The organism is Paenibacillus sp. WC2504 (genome assembly GCF_052682475.1).
The window spans coordinates 3,974,413-3,997,706 of the sequence record NZ_JBQZFH010000001.1 but is presented as its reverse complement, the minus strand read 5'-3'; the positions used below and the strand labels follow the sequence as shown (position 1 = coordinate 3,997,706).

General features: G+C 43.7%; 18 protein-coding genes. 1 reads left to right on the top strand and 17 read right to left on the bottom strand.

Annotation, left to right across the window (positions count from 1 at the left end; genetic code table 11):
• Positions 1 to 44: 44 nt before the first annotated feature.
• The 11 genes from thrS to ACUN27_RS17825 form a co-directional block, all read right to left on the bottom strand.
• Positions 45 to 1,958, bottom strand: coding sequence for a threonine--tRNA ligase (gene thrS / locus ACUN27_RS17875; protein WP_326059632.1), 1,914 nt, complete (start codon positions 1,956 to 1,958; stop codon positions 45 to 47).
• A 441-nt stretch (positions 1,959 to 2,399) separates the two neighbouring features.
• Positions 2,400 to 4,076, bottom strand: a complete 1,677-nt coding sequence (locus tag ACUN27_RS17870) for an ABC1 kinase family protein (protein ID WP_326059633.1) — start codon at positions 4,074 to 4,076, stop codon at positions 2,400 to 2,402.
• Positions 4,077 to 4,082: 6 nt separating this feature from the next.
• Entirely contained in the window at positions 4,083 to 4,379 is a 297-nt protein-coding gene (locus tag ACUN27_RS17865) for a phasin family protein (protein WP_315950496.1), read from the bottom strand.
• Between the two features lie 119 nt (positions 4,380 to 4,498).
• Positions 4,499 to 6,430, bottom strand: a complete 1,932-nt coding sequence (locus ACUN27_RS17860; protein WP_445559316.1) for a fructose-1,6-bisphosphatase — start codon at positions 6,428 to 6,430, stop codon at positions 4,499 to 4,501.
• A 323-nt stretch (positions 6,431 to 6,753) separates the two neighbouring features.
• Positions 6,754 to 7,464: an MOSC domain-containing protein gene (locus ACUN27_RS17855; RefSeq protein WP_326059637.1), complete on the bottom strand. Its 711-nt coding sequence runs from the start codon at positions 7,462 to 7,464 to the stop codon at positions 6,754 to 6,756.
• Between the two features lie 128 nt (positions 7,465 to 7,592).
• Positions 7,593 to 8,663, bottom strand: a complete 1,071-nt coding sequence (locus ACUN27_RS17850) for a hypothetical protein (RefSeq protein WP_445559315.1) — start codon at positions 8,661 to 8,663, stop codon at positions 7,593 to 7,595.
• A 101-nt stretch (positions 8,664 to 8,764) separates the two neighbouring features.
• The gene (locus tag ACUN27_RS17845; RefSeq protein ID WP_315950501.1) at positions 8,765 to 9,574 is read right to left on the bottom strand and encodes an ElyC/SanA/YdcF family protein; all 810 of its coding nucleotides are present in this window, start codon (positions 9,572 to 9,574) and stop codon (positions 8,765 to 8,767) included.
• 319 nt (positions 9,575 to 9,893) lie between these two features.
• Complete coding sequence (locus ACUN27_RS17840) at positions 9,894 to 10,139, bottom strand: NUDIX hydrolase (protein WP_326059641.1); 246 nt, start codon at positions 10,137 to 10,139, stop codon at positions 9,894 to 9,896.
• A 181-nt stretch (positions 10,140 to 10,320) separates the two neighbouring features.
• A complete protein-coding gene (locus tag ACUN27_RS17835) occupies positions 10,321 to 11,178 on the bottom strand; it encodes an NAD-dependent epimerase/dehydratase family protein (RefSeq protein ID WP_326059643.1) in 858 nt (285 codons plus the stop codon).
• A gap of 332 nt (positions 11,179 to 11,510) precedes the next feature.
• Positions 11,511 to 11,759 carry a hypothetical protein gene (locus ACUN27_RS17830; RefSeq protein WP_315950506.1) on the bottom strand — a complete coding sequence of 83 codons (249 nt, stop codon included), beginning with the start codon at positions 11,757 to 11,759 and terminating at the stop codon, positions 11,511 to 11,513.
• Positions 11,760 to 11,793: 34 nt separating this feature from the next.
• The gene (locus ACUN27_RS17825) at positions 11,794 to 12,792 is read right to left on the bottom strand and encodes a radical SAM protein (protein ID WP_445559314.1); all 999 of its coding nucleotides are present in this window, start codon (positions 12,790 to 12,792) and stop codon (positions 11,794 to 11,796) included.
• A gap of 326 nt (positions 12,793 to 13,118) precedes the next feature.
• Between ACUN27_RS17825 and ACUN27_RS17820 the strand changes: the two genes are divergently transcribed.
• Complete coding sequence (locus ACUN27_RS17820) at positions 13,119 to 14,249, top strand: helix-turn-helix transcriptional regulator (protein ID WP_326059646.1); 1,131 nt, start codon at positions 13,119 to 13,121, stop codon at positions 14,247 to 14,249.
• Between the two features lie 230 nt (positions 14,250 to 14,479).
• On the opposite strand, the gene gcvPB is transcribed toward ACUN27_RS17820, so the two are convergent.
• From gcvPB to ACUN27_RS17790, 6 genes are all read right to left on the bottom strand, one after another.
• On the bottom strand, positions 14,480 to 16,039 hold the full coding sequence (gene gcvPB / locus ACUN27_RS17815) for an aminomethyl-transferring glycine dehydrogenase subunit GcvPB (RefSeq protein WP_326059647.1): 1,560 nt from the start codon (positions 16,037 to 16,039) through the stop codon (positions 14,480 to 14,482).
• Between the two features lie 28 nt (positions 16,040 to 16,067).
• Positions 16,068 to 17,468: an aminomethyl-transferring glycine dehydrogenase subunit GcvPA gene (gcvPA, locus tag ACUN27_RS17810; RefSeq protein ID WP_326059648.1), complete on the bottom strand. Its 1,401-nt coding sequence runs from the start codon at positions 17,466 to 17,468 to the stop codon at positions 16,068 to 16,070.
• Positions 17,469 to 17,562: 94 nt separating this feature from the next.
• The gene (locus tag ACUN27_RS17805) at positions 17,563 to 18,345 is read right to left on the bottom strand and encodes an SDR family NAD(P)-dependent oxidoreductase (RefSeq protein WP_326059649.1); all 783 of its coding nucleotides are present in this window, start codon (positions 18,343 to 18,345) and stop codon (positions 17,563 to 17,565) included.
• Between the two features lie 16 nt (positions 18,346 to 18,361).
• Positions 18,362 to 21,508 carry a glycoside hydrolase family 2 TIM barrel-domain containing protein gene (locus tag ACUN27_RS17800; protein WP_326059651.1) on the bottom strand — a complete coding sequence of 1,049 codons (3,147 nt, stop codon included), beginning with the start codon at positions 21,506 to 21,508 and terminating at the stop codon, positions 18,362 to 18,364.
• A 20-nt stretch (positions 21,509 to 21,528) separates the two neighbouring features.
• Positions 21,529 to 22,341 carry a carbohydrate ABC transporter permease gene (locus ACUN27_RS17795; RefSeq protein WP_326059653.1) on the bottom strand — a complete coding sequence of 271 codons (813 nt, stop codon included), beginning with the start codon at positions 22,339 to 22,341 and terminating at the stop codon, positions 21,529 to 21,531.
• Complete coding sequence (locus tag ACUN27_RS17790; protein WP_445560634.1) at positions 22,338 to 23,291, bottom strand: carbohydrate ABC transporter permease; 954 nt, start codon at positions 23,289 to 23,291, stop codon at positions 22,338 to 22,340. The genes ACUN27_RS17795 and ACUN27_RS17790 overlap by 4 nt, the downstream gene beginning before the upstream one ends.
• Between the last annotated feature and the right edge of the window lie 3 nt (positions 23,292 to 23,294).

Genomic DNA, 23,294 nt, shown 5'->3' with positions numbered 1-23,294 from the left:
TGACCCTCCTGAGTGTGAATTTATCATTGTGATCGGTTTGCAACTTACTTTTTTGCACGTAGTTCTTCATTAATTTGCCCAATAATTTCCTGGATACTTTTTGATCCAAGGTCTCCTTCGCCCCGTTTCCTAACGGACACACTTTCGGAATTCTTCTCATTCTCACCGAGAACGAGCATATACGGTACTTTTTCGAGTTGGGCTTCACGAATTTTATACCCGAGTTTTTCATTTCTCACATCTACTTCAATCCGAATACCTGTCTCTTCCAGTGCTTTCTTCACTTGCAAGGCATAGTCGATATAGTTCTCCGAAACCGGCAATAACTTCACCTGGACGGGCGCAAGCCATAGCGGGAAAGCTCCGGCAAAATGTTCGGTTAACATGCCGATAAATCGCTCAATAGATCCATAAATAGCACGATGTATAACGACTGGCCGATGCTTCTGGTTGTCCTCTCCGATGTAAGAAAGATCGAATTTCTCGGGCATCTGGAAATCCAGTTGGATAGTCCCACACTGCCAGCTCCTTTTAAGCGCATCTAAAATGTGAAAATCGATCTTGGGTCCATAGAATGCCCCATCGCCTTCATTGACATGATAATCGATACCAAGTTTATCCAGGACATTTTGCAAAGATTGTTCAGCCTGCTGCCATAGCTCTTCTGAACCCATCGAATCTTCGGGCCGGGTAGATAGCTCGACCTTGTACTTAAAGCCGAGTACTTGATAAACATGATCAATCAAGGCAATGACACGGCTAATTTCATCCTCAATTTGTTCAGGCAAAACGAACAGGTGGGCGTCGTCCTGACAGAAGGTACGGACCCGCATCATTCCGTTAAGCGCTCCGGAAAGTTCATGGCGGTGAACTTGGCCGAATTCGCAAAGACGTATAGGCAATTCCCGATAGGAACGTAAGCTGTTTTTAAAAATAAGCATGTGTCCCGGGCAGTTCATCGGTTTAAGTGCAAACTTTGTTTCATCAACATTCGTGAAGTACATGTTATCTTTGTAATGATCCCAGTGTCCCGATTGCTCCCAAACACGATTATTCATCATAAGCGGTGTACGTACTTCAGCATAGTCGCGCTGTCTCTGTAATTCACGCGCAAAGTTCTCAAGCTCATTACGAATGCTCATCCCTTTCGGAAGAAAGAACGGCATTCCAGGTGCTTCTTCAGAGAACATAAACAATTCAAGCTCTTTACCAAGCTTGCGGTGGTCACGCTTTTTGGCTTCTTCAATAACATGCAAATGCTCTTCAAGCTGTGACTTCTTGGGAAATGAAGTCCCATAAATGCGCTGCAGCACCTTATTATTAGAATCTCCACGCCAGTAGGCTCCCGCCACATTCATCAGCTTAAACGCCTTTATCCGACCAGTAGAGGGAAGGTGCGGCCCCCGACATAGATCAAAAAACTCACCCTGATCATAAATGGTAATGACGGCATCATCTGGCAGGTCGCGAATGAGTTCTAATTTTAATGGTTCTTCGAGCTCCTCGAAAGCTGTAATTGCTTCACTGCGGCTGACAGCCCGGCGAACAATTGGCAGGTTCTCTTGGATTACTTTCTCCATCTCTTTTTCAATAGCTGCAAGATCATCAATAGACAGAGGTTGTTCTATATCAATATCATAGTAAAATCCATCTTCGATGACCGGTCCAATTCCGAGCTTGACTGCCCTATCTCCATATATGCGTTTAATCGATTGGGCCATTAAATGCGCCGTACTGTGCCTGTATATCTCCAGGCCCTCTTTACTGTCAAGAGTAACGATTTCGACAAGACTATTAGGCTCAATCGGGTGATCAAGATCAACGAGTTTGCCATTGATCTTTCCAGCTACCGCATTTTTCTTCAATCCTGGACTAATAGATTCCGCCACTTGTTCGATTATCGTACCTTGTGGATACCTCCTAATTGTTCCATCTGGCAATGATACATTGATCTCCATGATTTAGCCTCCATTTCTAGTTATTCATTATTTTTGAACGCAAAAAAACGCATCTCTCCCACAAAGGGACGAGTGCGTTCAGCTCGTGGTTCCACCCTAATTTGACCTTCAACATGTCATGCTTTGGCTGTTCTCCAAAGTAGCAGTTACAAGATCCTTATTGGTATCCAGTATCGGGGATAAGACGGTGACGCTTACTGCCGCGACGAACAGATCGACGGGTTCAACGACACGGCTACAAAGGGGTAATTTCACAGCCGGTAACAGGAGAAGCTTTCAGCCTAAACTTCTCTCTCTGGACAGTTCGTGAAGGAAATCATGTCTTTGGTCAATGCCTTATTTATGTTGTGTTAACTGGTTTAATATTACATAGTCGCGCTCTTGAAGGTCAAGGGAAAGAATTATTATATAAAAGTTTCAAGCTCTGACGAAGTTCTTTATCTAGAATCTGCCCGATTTAAAAATCGAAAAAAGCAGCCAAAGACTCATTAAGGATGCCAGTATAAACCCAACTTCAATGGTTGGCACGTTGAGCAAGAAATAATGCTTCCGGCCAACAATGGAAGAGCCGATGATGAGTCCCATCATAATGAGGCTGAAGGACAAGAGAACGATGCCGAATGTGATCCTATTGCCAATGCGATCCAGCTTGCGCAGGAAATCGTAGGCATCAGTGACGCTAATATTCATATGCAGTTTCCCTTTTTTTATCTGTGAAAAAAACTCTCGGGACTGTCTTGGAAAATCAATTAGCAAAGACCCATAATCCGTGACATCTTTAAGTAAACTTGCTGTCAGATTTTTCGGGCGCAGTCGTTCCAACAGCAGTTGGAGGCCGAAGGGTTCCGCTATCTTTACGATACTGATCGTAGGATCTAACTTCGTGACTACCCCTTCAATCGTTATCAGCGTTTTCCCTAATAAGATGAAATCCGACGGAATGCGAATATGGTACTTGTACGCCACTTCGAACAGATCGTTGACGATTCCCCCCAGGCTTACACGACTAAGAGGGACTCCGAAATATCGCTCTCTAAGCTCCTCAATATCATAACGCAGCTCCGCCATATCGAGCTCCTCGTCAATAAGCCCGATCCGGTAAATCGCTTTAATCACCCCATCGGTGTTCTGGCGCATAAGAGCAATAATCAATGAGGAAAAATGAAATTTGGACTCCGCCGTAAGCCGGCCCACCATGCCAAAGTCAAGCAAAGCGATCACTTCGCCCGGCAATATGACGATGTTCCCGGGATGAGGATCGGCGTGAAACAAACCTTCAACGAATATCTGATGAAACAATGCTTGAATGAGTCGATTGGCAATTCGCGCCCGGTCATACCCATGTGCGATGAGTTGATCCTCTTGGTACAGCCGAATACCTTCGATATACTGCATTGTCATAACCTTTTTAGAGCTGTAATCGCTATAAATCGGCGGCACGTAGATATGGGCTACATACTTGAATTGCTCAGCTATTTTCTCCGCATTTCTAGCCTCTTTGGTATAATCCAGCTCATTTAAGAGCGATCTGCCGAATTCCTCAATGAGGACCTCCATTTGAATTCGGCGTGCCCATGCAAAACGTCGCTCGGCTATCGCAGCCAGATCAGCTAGAATCTCGAGATCGATTCGGATTGCTTCTGCGGCTTGAGGTCGTTGGATTTTGATAGCCACACGTTCTCCAGTGTGGAGCACGCCATGGTGCACTTGCCCGATGGATGCCGCTGCAAGTGACTGCTCCTCGAAGCGCTCATAAACAGTCTCGATACTTTGGCCTAATTCAGCCTCAATAATATCTTGTACCTGTTTGTAAGGGATGGGCTTCACATCATCTTGAAGTTTCTCCAACTCCTTAACAATGTCTTCCGGGAGGAGATCAGAACGGGTGCTGGCGATCTGTCCCAATTTTATAAAGGTTGGACCGAGTTCTTCAACGACATCCCTAATTCGCAGTCCAAGCGATTTACGGTCTGCATCGTCATCCACTCGAAATCTTCGAATTGGAATACGAAGACGCTGCAGCAGATCTGACTCTTCTACCAAGAAGCCAAACCCATGGCGAACCAAAGCAATAACAATATCCCGGTATCGTTGAAACTGCCGTATCCTTTTCCTCATAATCAACTATGCCTGTAGCTTGTGTTCCATTTGGTCGATACGCTGATCTAGCCGCTTAATATCATCCTCAGTCGCCAGGTGCAAATCAACCAGCAGCTTCTGAAGCTGTACGCGTACGATTTCTTTAAGAGCGTCCTGCTGCTCCTCCCCTTTCTTGATCAACTTTGCCACTAAAGCCTTCGACTCCTCAGGAGCAACTTCTCCCTTTACCACAAGCTCTTTAACGTAGTTTTCCAGTTTTTCTTTGGTCACAATCGTGATTCCCAGACCGAGCGAAACTGCATTTTTGATCAAATCATTCATTTACAACACTCCTCTACAAACAATTATTAAGCATTATGATTTCCATTAGATGCCAATGGTATGTATGTGGAGCAGAAATCAAAGATAATCTCTTTTTTCAAACGTAAAAAAACGTTGTTTCATTTCATGTAGCGATATTCCAGGAGATTCTTCAAATTCGAGATCCTCTGCAGCAGATTCTCCCCGACATTGGTTTCCCTCACCAGCTTCCGCTCCAGTTCTTTATCCACCAGTCTTTTTACAGACAATACGTCCGTGCCGTTACATAACACGTCTTCTTTAGATTTAAATTTCTGATGGGCAACGAGCTGCATGCCAAAGGAATTATACAACAATGTATATCCGGCGATGCCCGTTGTGGATTGATAGGCTTTGGAAAAACCGCCGTCAATGACCACCATTTTCCCATCTGCCTTAACGGGATTCTCTCCACGAATTTCTTTAACTGGTGTGTGACCGTTTATGATATGTCCATGATCCGGATTCAAATCAAACTCCAGCAGGATTTTCCGGCAGATCTCCTCATTTTCACGCAAATAGTAATAAGGATTCTTTCTCTCTTTATAGCTTTCTTTGTCTTGGATAAAGTATCGTTCAAAGGTGGTCATTTCTCTCTTTCCAAATAGCGAGGAACATTCCCCTGTCCAGATGTACCATACCATATCCGTTGCCAGATCATCCGTCTCTTCTGGATGCGCAAAGGCGTAACGTAAATAATATTCAAAAACATCGAGCAGCTTACGGCCCGAATACGTCTTGTCCTCAATTTGCATTTCTTCCATGTTTCCTTCTTCATCCAAAGGAATACAGCCGTGAAATAACAAATTTCCGTTGTATTTTAGATAAAGGCTACCCTTTTTCATAAAAAAATTCATATGCCGGGCCAGCTTTTCGGAATGCTGAACGGAGAACAGCAGCTTTTCCATAACCTGCTGTTCTTCTTCCAGCAATTTTTCAGGCTGCTGCGGATTTACGGTCGCGAAACAGGTGTTTTCCAGCGGGTACGTTTTATCACCGATTTTTATTTCAGTTTTGTCGTAATCGATTTGTTCAAGCAAAAGCCTTTCAGACATATTAAAGAATGGACGTCTCTTGATAATAGGGATTTCAAGCTTAAACTGGATCATGGCAATGGCTTGATGAATTTTGGTAATTTGCAGGATCTCCTGCTCCGAACTGTTATGCTCGGTCTGCAGCTTCGGTCTGAAGGCCGGATTGTCATGATAGTACTTCTCTGCCAAATTCAGCAATGGGCGAAGATTGATGCCATATACGTCTTCGATGATGTCCAGATTGTCGTATCTGGCGCAGATCCGGATAATATTCGCAAGGCAGACCAGGGAACCCGCATAGGCGCCTATCCATAGGACATCATGGTTCCCCCACTGAATATCTACAGAATGATAATTGATCAGCGTGTCCATAATTTTATCAGGGTCAGGCCCGCGGTCATAAATATCTCCGACCACATGAAGATGGTCAACCACTAGGCGTTGGGTCGTATAAGCAAGCCCGATAATGAGCTTATCCGCCTGGCCCAAGGAAATAATTTGCCGGTATATTTCCTCATAATAAGGGTCCTTATTGTTGGTCGTATCCGTCTTGTATAAAAGTTCTTCTACAATATATACAAACTGCTCCGGCAGAGCTCTACGCAATTTTGAACGCGTATATTTGGATGAGGAATTAGATATGAGCATAAGCATTTGTTCAATCGTGTGTCTGTACCATCGATTCAAGGCTTGATTATTGCATAAATCCGCTTTAACCAATTGTATTTTTTCTTCCGGATAATAAACTAACACCGTAAAATCATTGATTTCTTGCTCCGTCCAAACCCCACGGAATAAGGCTTTGATTTTCTCTTTTACGGTACCCGAACCGTTTCTTAATACATGCTGAAAAGCCTGGAACTCCCCATGCAAATCACTGACAAAATGCTCAGTTCCCTTGGGAAGATTGGAGATCGCTTCAAGGTTGATGATTTCTGTTACAACTTTTTCTTCCGTATCATATTCCAGAGCCAATAAATCTAGAAACTGTGCATCCAAAACAAATGTCCCCCTTCAAGGAAATATGGTGATGTATTATTCTTAGTGTAAACGGTAAAGGAAAAATATTGGTATTAGATTTCCCTGAATTGAATGGAACAATAAGCACCTATTTGATCAAACCTAAATATACCATATAATGGAACTTCTCTGCCGATAGTTCAATGGATAAAAAATACCCCATAGCAACGGGCTATGGAGCTAAAATCTAAGAAATATAAAGTTCTACAATCTACATTGTATGTAATCAGCCCGCTCCTAATTTAGGTTTAATAAAATAGTTTAACAGAAATGTATAAACTAATGTTCCTCGTAATTCGAGCTTATTCAATCAAATAAACTTTCTGACCAGTACGAATTTGACCTGGCTTTATAACAGATGCATATAAACCAAAGCATAAATTCATTTGCTCATTTACTTTCTTTAGCAGAGTGACATCACGTTCTAATGTATCGGGATCAAGCGTAATTATTGAACATCGCTCACAACTAGATTCTACTTTTAATTTTACATCCCCAAAGGATAATTGCTTTCTAATCCAATCCGTTTCATCAAAATTATTTTCATTTAATGACAAGATAATGTTAGCTCTAAACCGGCGTTTATCTAATTTCTTTCCCCATATCGATTCAAGTCTGCGTAACGAAGAATCTGTAATAATAAGAATACTAGCAAGATCAACAGACATAAGTTTGGGGTCTTCAGGGTTTGGGGCTTTATAGTCCGCCTTAGATACTTTTCTATTGGTGTATCTTTGAATTTCTTTTAAAAGTTCTTCATTCCAGCTAAAAATTTCTCCGTTTGGAGATGTAACGCTTATTTCGTTATTAAGTAGTCTAGCCGTATAACCGAGCATTTTAGGGATATCTCTAACCGTAATAAAACGATTCCAACCCTCTTTTGTTTCATCATAAAAAGCACAGAAACGGTCTCCAAACAACCCATATGTATCCACTCTACAAGCGTCCAAAGTTTCTCCGGCAAATGATTTTACAGGATAACGTGTTATTTCACTAATTTTTCCAACAAGCAAAAGTTTTTCGCCTCCATAACATAACAATATTTTTAGTTAAATCAACAACATGGTTCATTCTTCACCTCGAAGTTACAATCTAGTCTGTGTCACTGAACTTTAATGTTCCATTAGCTATAACCAGAGGATCATTTGAACTCATAAATAATCGTATCGGGCTTAGATTCCAAAGTTGAATGGGATCGGTCAACTATGAACATCATTAGTTTACTGTTTGGACTCCAGTACATTTCGCTGCTCGCCGCTCGGTTGCCGCTTTTGTAAATCATCTTATTTTCGCCACTCTTCATATCGACCACATGGACCTCATATTTCTTTGGGTATTCTTTCATCACTACATAAGTCAATTTCGATTGATCTAGTGACCAAGATATACTGTTGAAATATTCCCCCGACTCCAAATGATTACCTATAGAATTTCCATCGGGATCAAGGAGTAGAAGCTCACTTTTTGTCTTGCCGAATTGGCTACCCTCTGTCGTTACAACAGCTATTTGTTTTTCGTCTGGCGCGGGATAGAATCGATTTACGCTCTTATCGTATAACCTATGAATTACAGGATTATCCAGATGCGACGTCTCGATATAACTAAATTCACTACCTTCTACAAAATATAAACGTTCACCTATTTTCGTTACTTGCTCTATGTTTCTGGTACCCGTATCCTTATGTTCCATTAATTGACTTAATGCAGGCATCGGCGTAATATTCCCCTGCAGGTCAATCTGCACGACGCCCCCATCACCAATTCCACCCGTATATAATACATGCACATTATCCAGCCATATGGCGCTGCCAGCAATCGCCTGATTAGCTATTTCCTTTGTCTCTCCACCATCGCGGCTGAGCATCCGATGCTCCGCAACCAGTTTCTCATCTTCCATATGATTCAACTTCACATAGATATGCCTGCCATCAGGAGATACTGAATAGATATCGTAGGAAATGTCAGGTTTTTCTCCTCTTACTTCTCCAGAGATAATATCCTTAATCCCCCTCGTATTTTTGAATATAGACTCATGATGTTCGTCTGTCCCGATTTTCACCGATTGGACAAACTCAATCTCATGATTGGAGACCCAGCCGACACCATGGATTCCCTCCAATCGACTGGTAGTCCAGCTATTCGATGAATCCAAGATAATATCTGAGTTTTCTTCCAATTCGATCTTAGTAGAAATCTGCAATTTCTCAGTCACACAAGAACTCAGCAGTACAACTATAACCCCCAAACAAACAAGCTGCTTCATCTTTTATTGTACTTATCCCCCAGTTACCGTAATGGATCTATAATTTACCGTTAATCAAGCGTTTTTGAAGCATACACAGGATTTGCAACTCTCACCAAGTCTCCATATTCCACTTTTAATTCTTCAAATGCTTTCAATACATCGTTAGGAATATCAACGTGTGCAATGAAATTTTTTCCATTAGGGCCATATCCATTACTATCATCTAATAATCTCGGAATTTCTCCCAATAATAATGAAATATATCTTTCTATTTCCCACATACCCCAAATATCTGACGGTTCAAATACCAATTTTTCATTTTTTAATACAACCCTAACCTTATACGAAGCAAAATTTATTACTTCAACTCTTGCATCTTGGAGATATTTACGAAAACCAGCATCCATCCTACATTGCATCGTTGAGTCTTGAACAATAATCATATTGTTTAGGGAAAGATTATTTTGTTTTATAACATCTAATGCGTAAGTTATGTTATTTCCACAATTTGTTGAATTACGCTCAATCAATATATTGTCAATATCGTACTTTCGTTTCATATACTCACTTATAATATCTGCTTCCATCTTGCCTGTAGTTACTATTTCGGGTAAAACACTATGGACAGCTCTTCGTAAGCTTTCTGTTGTGTGTCCTTCTCCACCAACAATCATAAAATTCTTGGCAATATTGTTAGAAATGGCTTCACCTACTACGTCACAACCATATACTATACTAGCACCGAATAATATTAGTAAATCCGCTTGTGAAAATTGATATTTTTCTTCTAGAGCATCACTGGTTAATGTGTCTATATCTCTTATACCAAGAAAGTCACTTAATAAATTTATGTTCTTTGCAATTTTATGTAGATCCATTTATTGACCTCCATAAATACCTACTGATATATCTTTTTTGTTATTTCGTTAGCTAAGAACCAAATTCTATAGATTAGTTGTCTTAATCTTTTTTATCAACTATCTTTTGCAATGTAGAGTTAATGTTCAATAAAGCCATAAATACGAATCCGAGCATAATAAAAGTTACGATTTCCCCTGTGAAAATTGATATCACGGCTAATAATACAGCATATAATCCATTTAAATATCCGTTATTCAAAAATTTCAATTCCACACTCTCCTCAAGAGATAGATAGACACTGCTTTTTGTTTTGCTCTAACGTTCTATAACAATCAATTATTCAATCCATTGTCTTGGACCCACAGTATGGAAAAGATGCTGTCTTTCGTGATCTAATGCATTACTGACTTTTAACCCTACTTCTTCGTGAACCTCTCTTTTTGCAGTTTCCTGCGCTGATTCATCCTCCTCAGCTTTTCCTCCTGGCAGATCCCAATTATTTTTGCCATAGCTATGTTTTACCAATAATACTTTCCCCTCAGAATCTAAAATAACTGCTGCTGCGCCAATTAACTTAGGCAATGTCATGCCCCCTTATGAATATTGACTACTTAATTATAGACGGAAATTAGTGGAAATAGTTTTAAGTTGACCACACTAATCTCCCTTTGCGTCAACGAAATAAGGGAACAGCTGCCATATGGCGATCTGCTCCCTCGTTAATTAAACTTACGTTCATCAATGTTCTAACATTGAATTGATTTCATCTAGCCAGACTGACACTAAAACCTGTCCGCCATGTCGGGTACAGCGGTTTCCAGCTGTACTCCTCTCGGGCCTTCCTGTTCGATGCCCCTCGCTCCCAAGTGTTGCTATTCGAATAAGTTTCAGGGATAGGTGCTCCTAAGGCTTGTGCATAAACCGGCAGCCAGTCAGTTCCTCTTACTGGTTCGTCGTCGACGATGTTCACTGGTCCAGAAGGCCATTGTAAGGCCAAAAGTGCTGCCTCAGCGGCATCCTCCACATGAAGAAAAGAAGTGACCCCTTCGGTAGCGGGTATCTGTCTTTGATGTATTTGATTTGCCATAAATCCATTATGCTCGTACCAAGTGCCTGGACCGTAGAACATTCCATAGCGTAAAATTACATGTTGCGGTATTTTTGACACAGCACTTTCCAATGCTAAAATGCCATCAATTGTCGATTTTCGAGGTTCCTCAGCCGTTAAATGCAAGGATTCATCTTCGATTGCCGGTCCCTCTCCCGGTTCATATGCCCAAGAGATGCTTTGTGCGATGATGCGATTGATACCAACCGAAATAACGGCATCGACTAAATTTTGTGTGCCTTCTATACGTATCCTTGTATTGCCAGAAAAATTGCGGCTACTCAAAGAAGTCAATTGATGAATGACAACCTCGGGTTGAGATTCATCTAATGCGGATCGTAATGACTCACGATCAAAGACATTAGCGATTATTGCTTTTGCTCCCGTTTTTTCGATTATGGTTTTCTTACTCTCACTTTGCGTAATTCCAATTACTTCATGACCTGCGCGAATCAATTTTGGAAGCAAAATACGTCCGACAGCTCCAGTAGCCCCAGCAACAAAAATTCTCATGGATTTTTCCTCCCAATTATTTTGCAAATTCAGTTAATACCTGGCTCTATTGTCCAATTGCTTAATGAGGTTGCCGATCAATTTCGCCGCAGCCACGTTTTATAGCTTAGCGAACAAACGTTCCAATCGATTAAAATAGATGACCTCTCTTCTGTTAAATTTTAATTTTCATATTCCCCAGTTGAATGGAGAGCATATTGATTTAATGCTAACATTAGTTTGTTATGCTCATTTTGTTTATTCGCGAAATAATTAATCAAACCTGCTCATTAGTTCAACGAAAAAAGCAGCCGATTTGTTCGGCTGCCAGGAGTATCAATATAAACGAAAAGTTAGAGACGATTAAAAATAACCTCTTCTCTTATCTTGATAACGTCCCCTTTGGGACAACCAACATTTATTTTTATTGGTATACAAGCACCATTATTTGTATCATCACCCTCTGTTGCAAAATGTCCTGCTTTTATCATTTCACCGACTTTCTCTAATTGTTGAGCAATTACGTCATTAGTAATGACAACTCTCCCTTGTTCATCAAGTGTAATATCTTTAAGATGTGAGTTAATATTTATATTAGCCATTTTATTCTTCCTCCTTGAATAAAATCAAATTATTTTAGATTCCACTCATTAATAATGTGTCTGGAAGACTTGCTAAAGGGCATGCTAATTCCGAACGATCATTATTACTAATTCCTCGTGTCCAATTTTGTAATAACTGTTGGTTTACTTGTATGGTGCCATTAGAAAGTAATTGACCGATCGCATTACGAGAATCATTTAATGCCACAGTGCATTTCCCTAAAGAACCATCAGAACGTATGATTAATGAGTTCGGTTTTGCAGCATAACATACATAATCCTTTAGAAATTCATGCTCCACTTTATGACCATAGAGACGCAAGTATAATTCTTCTAAGATCGTGGATTCGTCTTGCCTTGAAATCACATCCATATTTGCATCATTCTTACCTCCGAGTTTAGCCAGAGGTTTAAGCATAATGGTAAAACGTGGATCATCTACAAAATGTTCTCTCAGTTCTCTGATAAGGGGCTCAATGTTACTTACCTTATCATAATCAAGATGGATCCGTAATTTTATTGTAAACTTCTGGTCACTATCACGAATGTCTAATAAGTTCTTCCAAATGCGATTGAACGTTCCTTTGCCATCGGCTCTCTTTCTAGTCTGATCATGTACCTCTCCAAATCCATCTAACGAAATTTGATAAGCATTAACGCCTACCTCTAAAAGAGCTTTAAATAGCTCATTATTTAACATATAGGCATTTGTTGTCATTCCTGCGTGAAAATCCACATTATACTTCTGTGATAACTCCAAAGCATAAGAGGAAATATCCATTACAATATCTTTTGCCACTAAAGGTTCTCCGCCAAACCAGCTCAATGTTAAATGTTTTAATTCTGGCATTCTAGTAGCAAGTAATTGTTTAAAAGCCTCTATAGTTTCTTTGGACATTCTACCTTTTTCAAAATTTTCATAACAATACGTACATCTAAAATTACACTGTTCTGTTGGTAACAGAATAAACTCTTGAACCTTAGGTGATAACATCTGATATAATTGAGCCTTTGATAATGGGTTAACAGACATTGATTTCCTCCAAATATTAATCAATCAAGTAGCAAAATTTATCTCACCTAATATTTAGCAATTTCCATTGAAACTTTGTGTATCACCCCTTCCATAAATTTATCCCAAAGAACCTTTTTCTTGTTCTCGAAGGAAAAATGCCCACTTTGATATTCGCGCCGATCGAATACGACTATATGTAGTCAATGCTTTCACAGCGCCTTTTATACTACCTTGTAAAGATTCTACAAAGGTCCTCTTTACTTATTTCATTATAAACCCAAGAATGATACAATCTGTATACCAATATATTGGGGGTAGTCTTGTGTTAGGGGAGACGATAAGTGATGAAATTCAACGGGAATTATCAACGAGTGTTGGTTCAAATAAAGCGCTTGTGTTACTCTGGATTAGACGATCAGCAATTACGTCTTGAAATCATTAGCAAATTGCACCCCATTATGCAATCCGATCTTTGTTGCTTTCAAACGGTTGATCCTGCAACAGGATTAATCACGTCAAATGTGCGGAGAGGTGTACATAATCATGCTGTAAGCGATGTGGAGCATATTTTTCTTGAGCATTTATATTTTGAGGACTACCTTCCAGCTTATAGGCGATTAATGAATTCCCGGTTTCCAGTGGACCGGTTATCGGAAGCAACAATGGGAAATACTGGTCAAGCCTACCGCCATCAAATGCTATACAAACCGATCGGCCTTAACGACGAAATCCGTGCCGTCATGTATACCGGAAAAAATATGTGGGGCACGATGGTGCTAGCTCGTGAAAAATCCACAACTCCCTATTCCGAGCAAGATGCCTGGCTCCTAGCAAAGCTTGCACCCCATATTGGTACAGCCTTTCGCACGGCATTGCAGCAACAGCTTGCCTCTATAGAGCCAACTGATACTATGCAGGAATTAGACATCCCGGGTCTCCTTATTTACAATCCCATCGGTTACATCGAGTCTTATACAAATGCTGCCTTACTTTGGTTAAATGAATTAGGAGAGCTTCATCCTGAGTGGTGCCGCATTGAACTTCCTGTTTACATTACACAAGTAGTTAGTGCCCTCAAAAAATCGCAGTCGATGCAAACCGAAAATGATTTCGAAATCATACCCGAACTTGCTCGTTATGGTCGGAGTGGACGCTGGATAACCATCAAAGCCTATGAAATGAGCGCCGATGATGATAGAAATCGAAAAATTGGAATTATTCTTGGGCCTGCCATGCAACGCGATCTCATCAAATTTCAGACAACTGCTTACGGATTGACTCCGCAAGAAAATGCAGTTGTTCATCTTGTGGCTAAAGGCAACAGTTCATCAGAAATTTCATCAAAACTTTCCATTTCGCCTTATACAGTTCAGGAGCATCTCAGCAATATTTTTGACAAAGTTGGTGTAAGAAGCAGGAGAGAGGTTGTGAAGAAGATTTTTTTGGCAAATCTGTTCCAAGGTGAACAATCATAAAAGTCAACTACACATTTGTTACTTCATAAAATAAATAACTTCACCTTACCAGCATATATTTCTACTATCTACTAAATGCGAAACCAGCTAGTCTAAACACCTTTTAATCACTAATACAATAGGTTACAAACTGCAACCTGAAGCTGCAATTTAGTCTTTTGACGTGTAAAATGTTGTAGAAAATGCAAATATCAATCATAAACAGAAAAGGCCCCACACGGGGCCTCTCTTTATACCAGCTGAGTCTTTTTCAAATACGCCCGCCAAGTAATGCACCATTGCTTCGGATCGTCTAGCGAAGACTCATCGTTCCGATGGACAGTACTGTTATGCGGAGCTGACCTCACAATTTCCGGTTGTGTGTAGGCCTCATTCGAAATATGCTCCAGCGCATGGATGTATTCGTCCAGATCCTCTTTGGAATACGACTCTGTCGGTTCCAAGGTAAACGGCTGCTTCACGATATACGGGTGATGGGACGTCCAGTAGTGTAGACCGAAATCACACATGCGGCGAGTGATATCTTCTGTCGTGACACCTGTCTCATCGGTAAGCTGCTTCCAGCTGTAGCGAACCTGCTCGAGACGGCGTCCTTTGATATAAGGTGCGCTCGCTCCGCGAATTTGCAGGATTTTGTGATACAGATAGTTGTTGTTTAGAACCGCGATTTCAGCGACTTGCTTCAGTCCATCCGGACCGAGGCTCAGAATCCAAGCGTAGGAACGCAGAACAGTCTGTGCAACCCCGTGGAAGCTGCGAACTTTGCCGATACTGTCTGCCGTCTGAGACTTCAACACATAACGGCTTCCGTCGTAATCCACAAGCGGTCCAGGCAAAAAGCGTTTCAATTCCTCGCTTACACCTAGTGCACCTGTCGCTGGCCCACCGCACATATGAGGTGCTGCAAAAGTCTTATGCAGATTGAAAAAGCACATGTCGAAGCCCGCTTCCTTCGCTCTCGTAATGCCAAGCAAGCCGTTTGCGTTGGCCTGATCGTAGAAGCATACTCCACCGGCTTCGTGGACAATGTTGGTAAACTCGCGAATACGGTGGTTATAGATGCCCGTATCCTCCGGGTTCGCAACAACAAAACCAGCTGTTCGCTCGGAGATTACACTCTTCAGTTTTTCTATGTCTGGGAAGCCATCTTCATCAGGATGCAGTGTGATGATTTTGTAGCCTTTCACTGCCGCTGTCGCCGCTTGGGAAGGGTGTGAGAAAATCGTCGTAATGATCTCATCCCTCTGATCCCCCTCACCCCGCGAATCATGATAGGCGCGAACGATGGAAGCCATCGCTAGTAAGGCTTGCGTCCCGCTGCTCGGTTGGAATGAGAACGCATCCATCCCGCTGATCTCTCGCATAGCAAGGTCCAGCTTATAGAAAATCTCCAGCATGCCCTGAACGGAATCGGCCTCCTGCAAGGGATGCAGTTCCATTAAATGGGGCGTACGGATAAGCATTTCGTTGATGCGAGGAATATACTTCATCGTGCAAGTGCCTTGTCCGATCTCAACATTCAAATCGGAACCAAGTGTCTCTTGGGATAGGCGCAGATAATGACGAAGGACCTTCGCTTGGCCAATTTCGGGTAAAGCCGGCGCCGATCTTCGCTTCATAGAAGAAGGAATACGTCCTATTCCATCTCCTACCTCAGCTGTAATACCAGCCTCCGTTGCCGGCGGAATGACCCCTCGCTCACCTTGACGGTGAAGTTCAAATATAACCGGCTCATCCCATTTGGCTTGATGAAAATTGCGGACTTTATGGTCTCTGCGAATTCGTTTCATGGCGTTCCATCCTTTCTATTTATGTTGATCACGGTTGGCGAACAATGGTTTGAATGGTGTCTGCAAGACGATCAAGATCAGCTTGTGAATGAATTTCAGTAACACAATAGAGGGCACATTGTCCCCAAGCAGGGAAAGAACCGGACAAATCTTTGCCTCCGAATATTCCCGCTTCAGAAAGGCGCGCATTAATTTCAGCGATAGTTAGGCCTGTATCGTTGAAATCAACAACAAATTCCTTGAAAAATGCTGTCTCTGCGAACCGCAGGGAAACACCTGGAATGGCGGAGAGTTTTTTGGCCGCATATTGTGACTTCTGCATGATGGTCTCGCCGACCTCTTGCATACCGGTAGGTCCAAGCAAGGACAGATATACACCTGCAGTTATGCCCCATAATGCAGTTTGGGTACCGACGGATTCCTTCCCTTTCTCACGAAGCGCGAAGGATGTGCGCTCATAGGCCACGTCACCGAAGCCATATTCGCCTTCAACCTCTGTTGGCACGATGCCGAACAAACGAGAAGGATATTCCATCACATACGTCTCTTCGTCGCGCGTCGCGATAAATCCGGCTTGCCCACCACCGTAGTTCATATGCATCCCGAGCGGCTGCAAATCACCACAGACGATATCTGCACCATATTGGCTAGGAGGTTGAAGAACACCGAGTGAGATGGGGTCCACACCAACGATGGAGATAGCCTTTACGGAATGAGCAAGCTCCGAAATCTCGTGCCCTTGGTCTTCGATAATCCCAAGATAACCGGGATTTTCGAAGTATACCGCAGCTACCTCGTTAGTAAGCTTGTTGCGCAAATCATTCAAGTCCATTTTGCCAGTTGCCTCATCAATTTCTATAAAACGCAGTTCCATTACAGGCGTGCAGTAGTTGTTAATAATCATGACTTTGTCGGGATCAACTGACTTGGGAACTAGGGCAACACTGCGGCCGGTAATGCGCCCCGCCATTCGAATCGCTGTTGATGCCGCTTGTGCCCAGTCAAAGGTAGGGACATTAACGACGTCCATATCGACCAACTCAGCCGTTAAACTTTGGTATTCAAACAGAGTTTGAAATCGTCCGTGATCTTCGTAAGGTTCGCCGGCATACGCAGTAACGAACTCGGATCGTTGATTAATTTCATCACAAACAGCTGGAATGAAATGCTGCCAACAGCCTGCTCCGATGAAATTCAAATAAGCAGCACCGTGCTTGTTTTTGGCGAGCAGGCCATCAATATGGCGCCGCAGCTCATATTCCGTCATGGCTGGCGGGAGGTTCATCTCCCGATTCAGCTTCAAGCTGTCCGGAATGGCGTCATGAAGTTCTTCGATCCGGGTCAGGCCTATTTCCTTCAGCATCGCATCACGAACCTCAGGTACGGTATTCGGTATATAAGGATGGGCATAAGTTCTGTTATTAGGCAAAGGTAACGCCTCCATTCGTCGTACTTTTAAAAGTAGTTTAAAAACTCGATTTCATAGATTTTTAACTGCCTAGCTTGCTAGATGCGAATCTCCCTTAGGCAATGCCTCCACCATCTACAACAAGCACGCTTCCCGTTACCCAGGAAGACATGTCACTCGCCAGAAATAGGACCGCATTAGCAATATCTCGCGGTGTTCCGAGTCTTTCCAGCGGGCGGCCTCCGGCTGAGGCGATTAGGAATTCAGCCTCGTTTCGCTGCAGCTGCTTCGCTTCATCACGCAGCAGCGGCGTGTCCGTATCGCCTGGTGATACGCAGTTCACACGAATGTTGGCGACGCCATGATCGATAGACATAGCCCGCGTTAAATTTACAACACCAGCTTTGGCAGCGCAGTAGGCAGCAGCGCGATCTCCGCCTTTAAGACCCCAACCGGATCCTGAGTTTATGATGCTGCCTCCGCCATTACGTTCCATGATTGGGATGATAGATTTGGATAGCAGATAAACGCCTTTCAAAGAGACATCAATCACTAGATCCCAATCGCGTTCTTCCAGCTCAACGACCGTTTTACGGCGAATAATTCCAGCATTGTTGAATAAAATATCAATTCGTCCATGTGCTGCATCAATTTCTGCTGCAACACGCTGGCATTCTGCGGAGGAAGACACATCACAGCGGTAGAAACTCGCTAGTCCGCCTTGCTGTCTGATGCCATTTACCGCCTGTTCACCTTGTGCTTCGTTAATATCAAGAATAACGGCATAAGCTCCAAAGCTGGCTAACAGTTCAGCGGTCGCAAGGCCAATGCCTGAGGCACCGCCTGTCACAACCGCTATTTTTCCCGATAAGTTTAAAACGTCTTGTGTATGAAGCATGCTTTGTATCCTCCTGTTATAGCTTATTCACTTCAGATTTCATATGATGGCTCAACCGCTCAGGTGAGGTATCTTCGGATAAATAGGGCTTAAGCAGAATCCTGAAACGGAATTCTTCTGATGTGACTGTGTTTTCCTGGGACTGCGCGGGTCCACAGCTGTTGCTGCCTAGACCATTCTGCCTGTAATCCAAGTTGAGTGTAATGTAATCACGTGGAAAAAGTTCACTAGCATGCTTGGCTGCTTCTAAGTCAGCGTCGGTATAGCGTCGTGCACTGAATTCAAGTGTTGGTGCTCCAACCGCGAGCAGTCCGATTCCGGCGCCGTCTGTGATGGATACCCACCTTACATCGGTCCGATTGCCGTTTTCCTGCGGATAAATATAAGGCGTGAAAAGTTCATCTACAGATCCCTGATACACACCGAACCGTCCTGCTTCTTTGCTGTCGGAGTAACTCTCCCCTGGACCACGTCCGTACCATTTCACGGCGTCCATGTCCCCAGGTATCTCCATTTGGAGTCCAATCTTCGGTAACATGGCCGGCGGCTTACCTTCTGGAACACCGTGCACGTCGATCACGATAAGACCTGAGCCCGTTATGGTGTAGTCCGTTTCACATTGGAAGCCCCAGTCGAAAACAGGTGGTGCAATGCGAGACTTCCAAGTGATACGAATCGTCCCTTCGTCCAATCGCTCCCAACGGCAATCATCGATTCGTTCAGTAAGTCTATTGAGATTCGCCTTGTACCAGTCAGGCAAGACATACATATCGTTATCAATCGGCGCACGCCAAAAATGTAGGCGCGGCCCCGTGTTCACTAGCTCTTGGCCGTTCATTCGAAGCGAACCTATTCCTGCACACCGGGTGTCTACGGTGATTCGGAATGAATCGTTTGCGAGGATGAGCTTGCGCCCTTTCTCTGTGCAGGACAAGCTCCGGTTAGTCAGACTGGCTGTTTCGTAAGCAGATGATTTGGCGCTTACTCCGACATTTCTCGTCTGCTCACTGCTCCAGGCTGCTTCTAAAGCGAGCTGCGCCCATGCTACCTCATGACCACGATTACCCCAGATACAATCTGCTGCAAGCGTGAAGCCGATATTCAACCAGCGCTCCGCATATTTCTCCATTAAAACGAATTGCACATCTGCTCTTACAGGAACGTGTACCTCTACGCTTTCACCTGGGCCAATTCGCGGCAGAGCAAGCACGCCACTTTGAACTGTCCGCCCTTCTACCTTCACACTCCAATCAGCACAGAGATGATCCAGCGTAACAAAATCATAGCGATTCATGATGCGTATGCGATTATCTTTTAGATACTCGACCCTTACAGGCTCAATAATTTTCTTGTATTCAATTAGACCTGGGGAAGGTATTCGATCCGGACGAACAAGACCGTCGATGACGAAATTGCTGTTGTTCGGCACATCGCCATAGTCTCCGCCGTAGGCGTAATCGTCTTTGCCATCCGCAGTCTTCCTACGGATTCCGTGGTCGATCCATTCCCAAACGAAACCACCTTGCAGTCTTCGATAAGCATCGAAGGTATCAAAATACGGCTTGAGTCCGCCTGGACCATTCCCCATGGCATGGGCGAATTCGCATAGAATATGCGGTTTAGGATGATCCACAAGCTGTCCGAAGCCAATCATCTTATCCACAGAAGAATACATGGTGCTCACTATATCGCACACTTCCGCTTCACGGTCTTCTTCATAATGGATGAGGCGCGTTGGATCTGCTTGTTTGCACCAGGCCGACATCGCACGGAAGTTGCAGCCGAAGCCGGACTCATTGCCTAGTGACCAGAACAGAACAGAAGGATGATTCTTATCCCGTTCCACCATACGGCGTATGCGATCGACATAAGCTTCCTGCCAGGCAGGATCATCGCTTAATCGTGAAATATTGCCCAAAGGCTCGAAGCCATGCGTTTCCAAGTCGGTTTCTTCCATGACATATAAGCCATATTCATCACAAATATCGTAGAACCGCGGATCATTCGGATAATGAGCGGTTCTAACCGCATTGATATTATGCTGTTTCATCATCTTCACATCTTGAATCATGGTCGACAGTGTCACTGTGCGCCCCGTAACCGGGTGGTGATCATGCCGGTTTACGCCTTTCAGCAGGATGGCCTTGCCGTTCACCAAAAACTGGCCGTCCTGTACTTCGATCTTGCGGAAGCCAACCCGCTGGGCAACTGCCTCCACGGCTTTATCGTTCTGATCTACGAGACAAATCGTCAAATGATAAAGTGTTGGAGCTTCAGCGCTCCAAAGTGCAGGCTTCTTAACTGGGATCGAAAATGATAAAATCGTCTGTTCCGCACTGCCGGCATTGATTTGCTCTACAGCCGAAGCAACATATGCGCCTTCATGATCCAGCAGCTTTAGCTGGAGTTCCCCTTGCAGAGCATCTCCATGCAATTCAACTTGAATAGATAAAGTCGCATCGCTATAGTCCGCGTCCAATTCGGTAACGATGCGATAGTCCACGATCCGAATCGAGGCTGGCTCCGAAATCAGATACACATCTCGGAAAATACCACTCATATACCACATGTCCTGGTCTTCCAAATAGCTGCCGTCTGACCACTGGTAGACGCGAACCGCCATACGATTGATCCCCTGCTTCACATATGGCGTCAAATCAAACTCTGAGGTCAATCGGCTGCCTTGGCTGTAACCGACGAATATCCCATTGACCCATACGTGAAAGGCACTATCCACGCCGTCGAATTTCACGGCCAGTTTTCTTCCATCCCAATGCGGTGGAAGCTCAAACTCTCGCACATAGCTGCCCGTCGGATTATCGTTAGGCACATGCGGTGGATCAACCGGGAACGGATAATATAAGTCCGTATAATGCGGATTTCCATATCCTTTCAACTGCCAATGGCTCGGAACTTGAATCTCATCCCAACCCGACATGTCATAATTTTCTAAGTAAAAATCTTCCGGCGCCCATTCAGGCCCCTTCGCATAATGAAACTTCCAACGGCCATTCAATGATTTGAACCAAGGGGAACTCCCTCGGTCATAGTTCAAAGCTCCGGCCGGGTCGGAATGTGGGATGAAATACGCGCGGCTCTTCGCGCGGTTGCGCTCCAGAACCGCAAGATTATCCCAATCACGTGTTGCTTTCTCGTTACGCATCGTTGTCACTCCTCTCGAATCTACCCCTTAATCCCCGTTCCCGCGATACCACCGACAATGTAGCGCTGCGCGAAGAAGAATACAGCGAGCGGCGGGATGGATATCAGGCAAGTGATTGCCATAATGGACTGCATATCGACGCCAAACATCCCTTTGAACTGCGACAATCCAAGCGTCAGCGTATATTTTGATTGATCATTAAGGAAAATGAGCGGTCCCAGATAATCGTTCCAACAGCTCATAACCTGGAAGACACCAACTAAGATGAGCGATGGTCCCATAAGCGGAACAATGACTCGCACAAGAATAGCAAGCTTATTTGCCCCGTCAATCGTTGCGGCTTCATCCAGTTCGCGAGGAAGTGTCAGAATGAACTGTCTCAGCAAGAAGATAAAGTAAGCCGAACCGAACCAAGACGGAACAATAAGCGGTTTAAGCGTATTGATCCAGCCCAGGTAGTTAAACTCCATATACTGCGGAATCATAGTAACTTCCCAAGGGATCATCATCGTAGCAAGCACAATCAGAAACAACAGATCGCGGCCTTTAAATTGGAATCTTGCAAATCCATAGGCTACGAGCGTACAGGATATCAATTGGCCGAGCGTTGACATCAACGTTACGATAACGGTATTTTTCAGAAATAGGTTAAAAGGCTGAATCGTCCATGCATCAGTGAAATTGCTGAATTTCCATACGGAAGGAATCCATTTGGGCGGGAAAAGGTACAGCTCTGCAGGTGATTTCACCGCCGTCGTCACCGCCCAAAACAGCGGAGCGACGAACAGCAGCGAGCAGATAATCAGCATCGTGTAGACGATGATCCTTTTCATGCTGACCGCCTCCTTCCGCCGGATTTCACTTTCTTCTGTGATTTTTGCTTCATTTCGCCTTCATAGAACACCCAAGCCTCGGATGACTTAAATACAAGGAATGTCAAACTGAGGACTATCAGGAACATGAACCATGCGTTAGCCGCGGAATAACCCATTTTAAAAAACTTAAAAGCATTCTCGTACATGTACATCGCATAGAAATACGTTGATTTCAGCGGACCGCCTCCGGTAAGCAGGAGAGCAAGAGTTAACTGTTGAAACGCCGCGATAATGGACGTAATCAGATTGAATATAATGGTCGGGCTGAGCATCGGAATCGTCACGCTGAAGAATTGTCTGAGCTTACCCGCCCCATCGATGGAAACAGATTCGTATAGATCTTTCGGTATCCCTTTGAGTCCTGCTAGAAAAATGAGCATCATCGAGCCTTGCCCCCATAGACTGGCAATTACCATCGCCACCAGCGACCATTGTTTGCTATTCAACCAGTCTGGACCGTTGACGCCGATGATCGACAGAAAATAATTCAGAATACCGTAATCGCCGCTGTACACCCAAGACCAGATCATAGCTAGAGCCACACCTGAGATCACGGAGGGCAGGTAAAATGCGGTTCGAAAAATTGCACTGCCGCGAATTTTCTGATTGAGTAGAATCGCTAGTCCAAGCGCAACCGCTATATTTAGCGGAACAAACAGTGCTGCGAATTTGATCGTCACCCAGAACGATTTCCAGAACAGCGGGTCTTTCGTAAACATATCCACATAATTGCCTAAACCGATAAAGCGTACTTTACCTACAATCGGCCAATCGAAAAACGAAATAACAAGCGAAAATAACAACGGCCCTAAAGTGAACACTAGGAATCCGAAGATCCATGGGAAAATGAAGAGGTAGGGAGCTACCCCACCCCAACTTGGTTTCCTTCTAGGCTTGAGGCTGGCCATTGA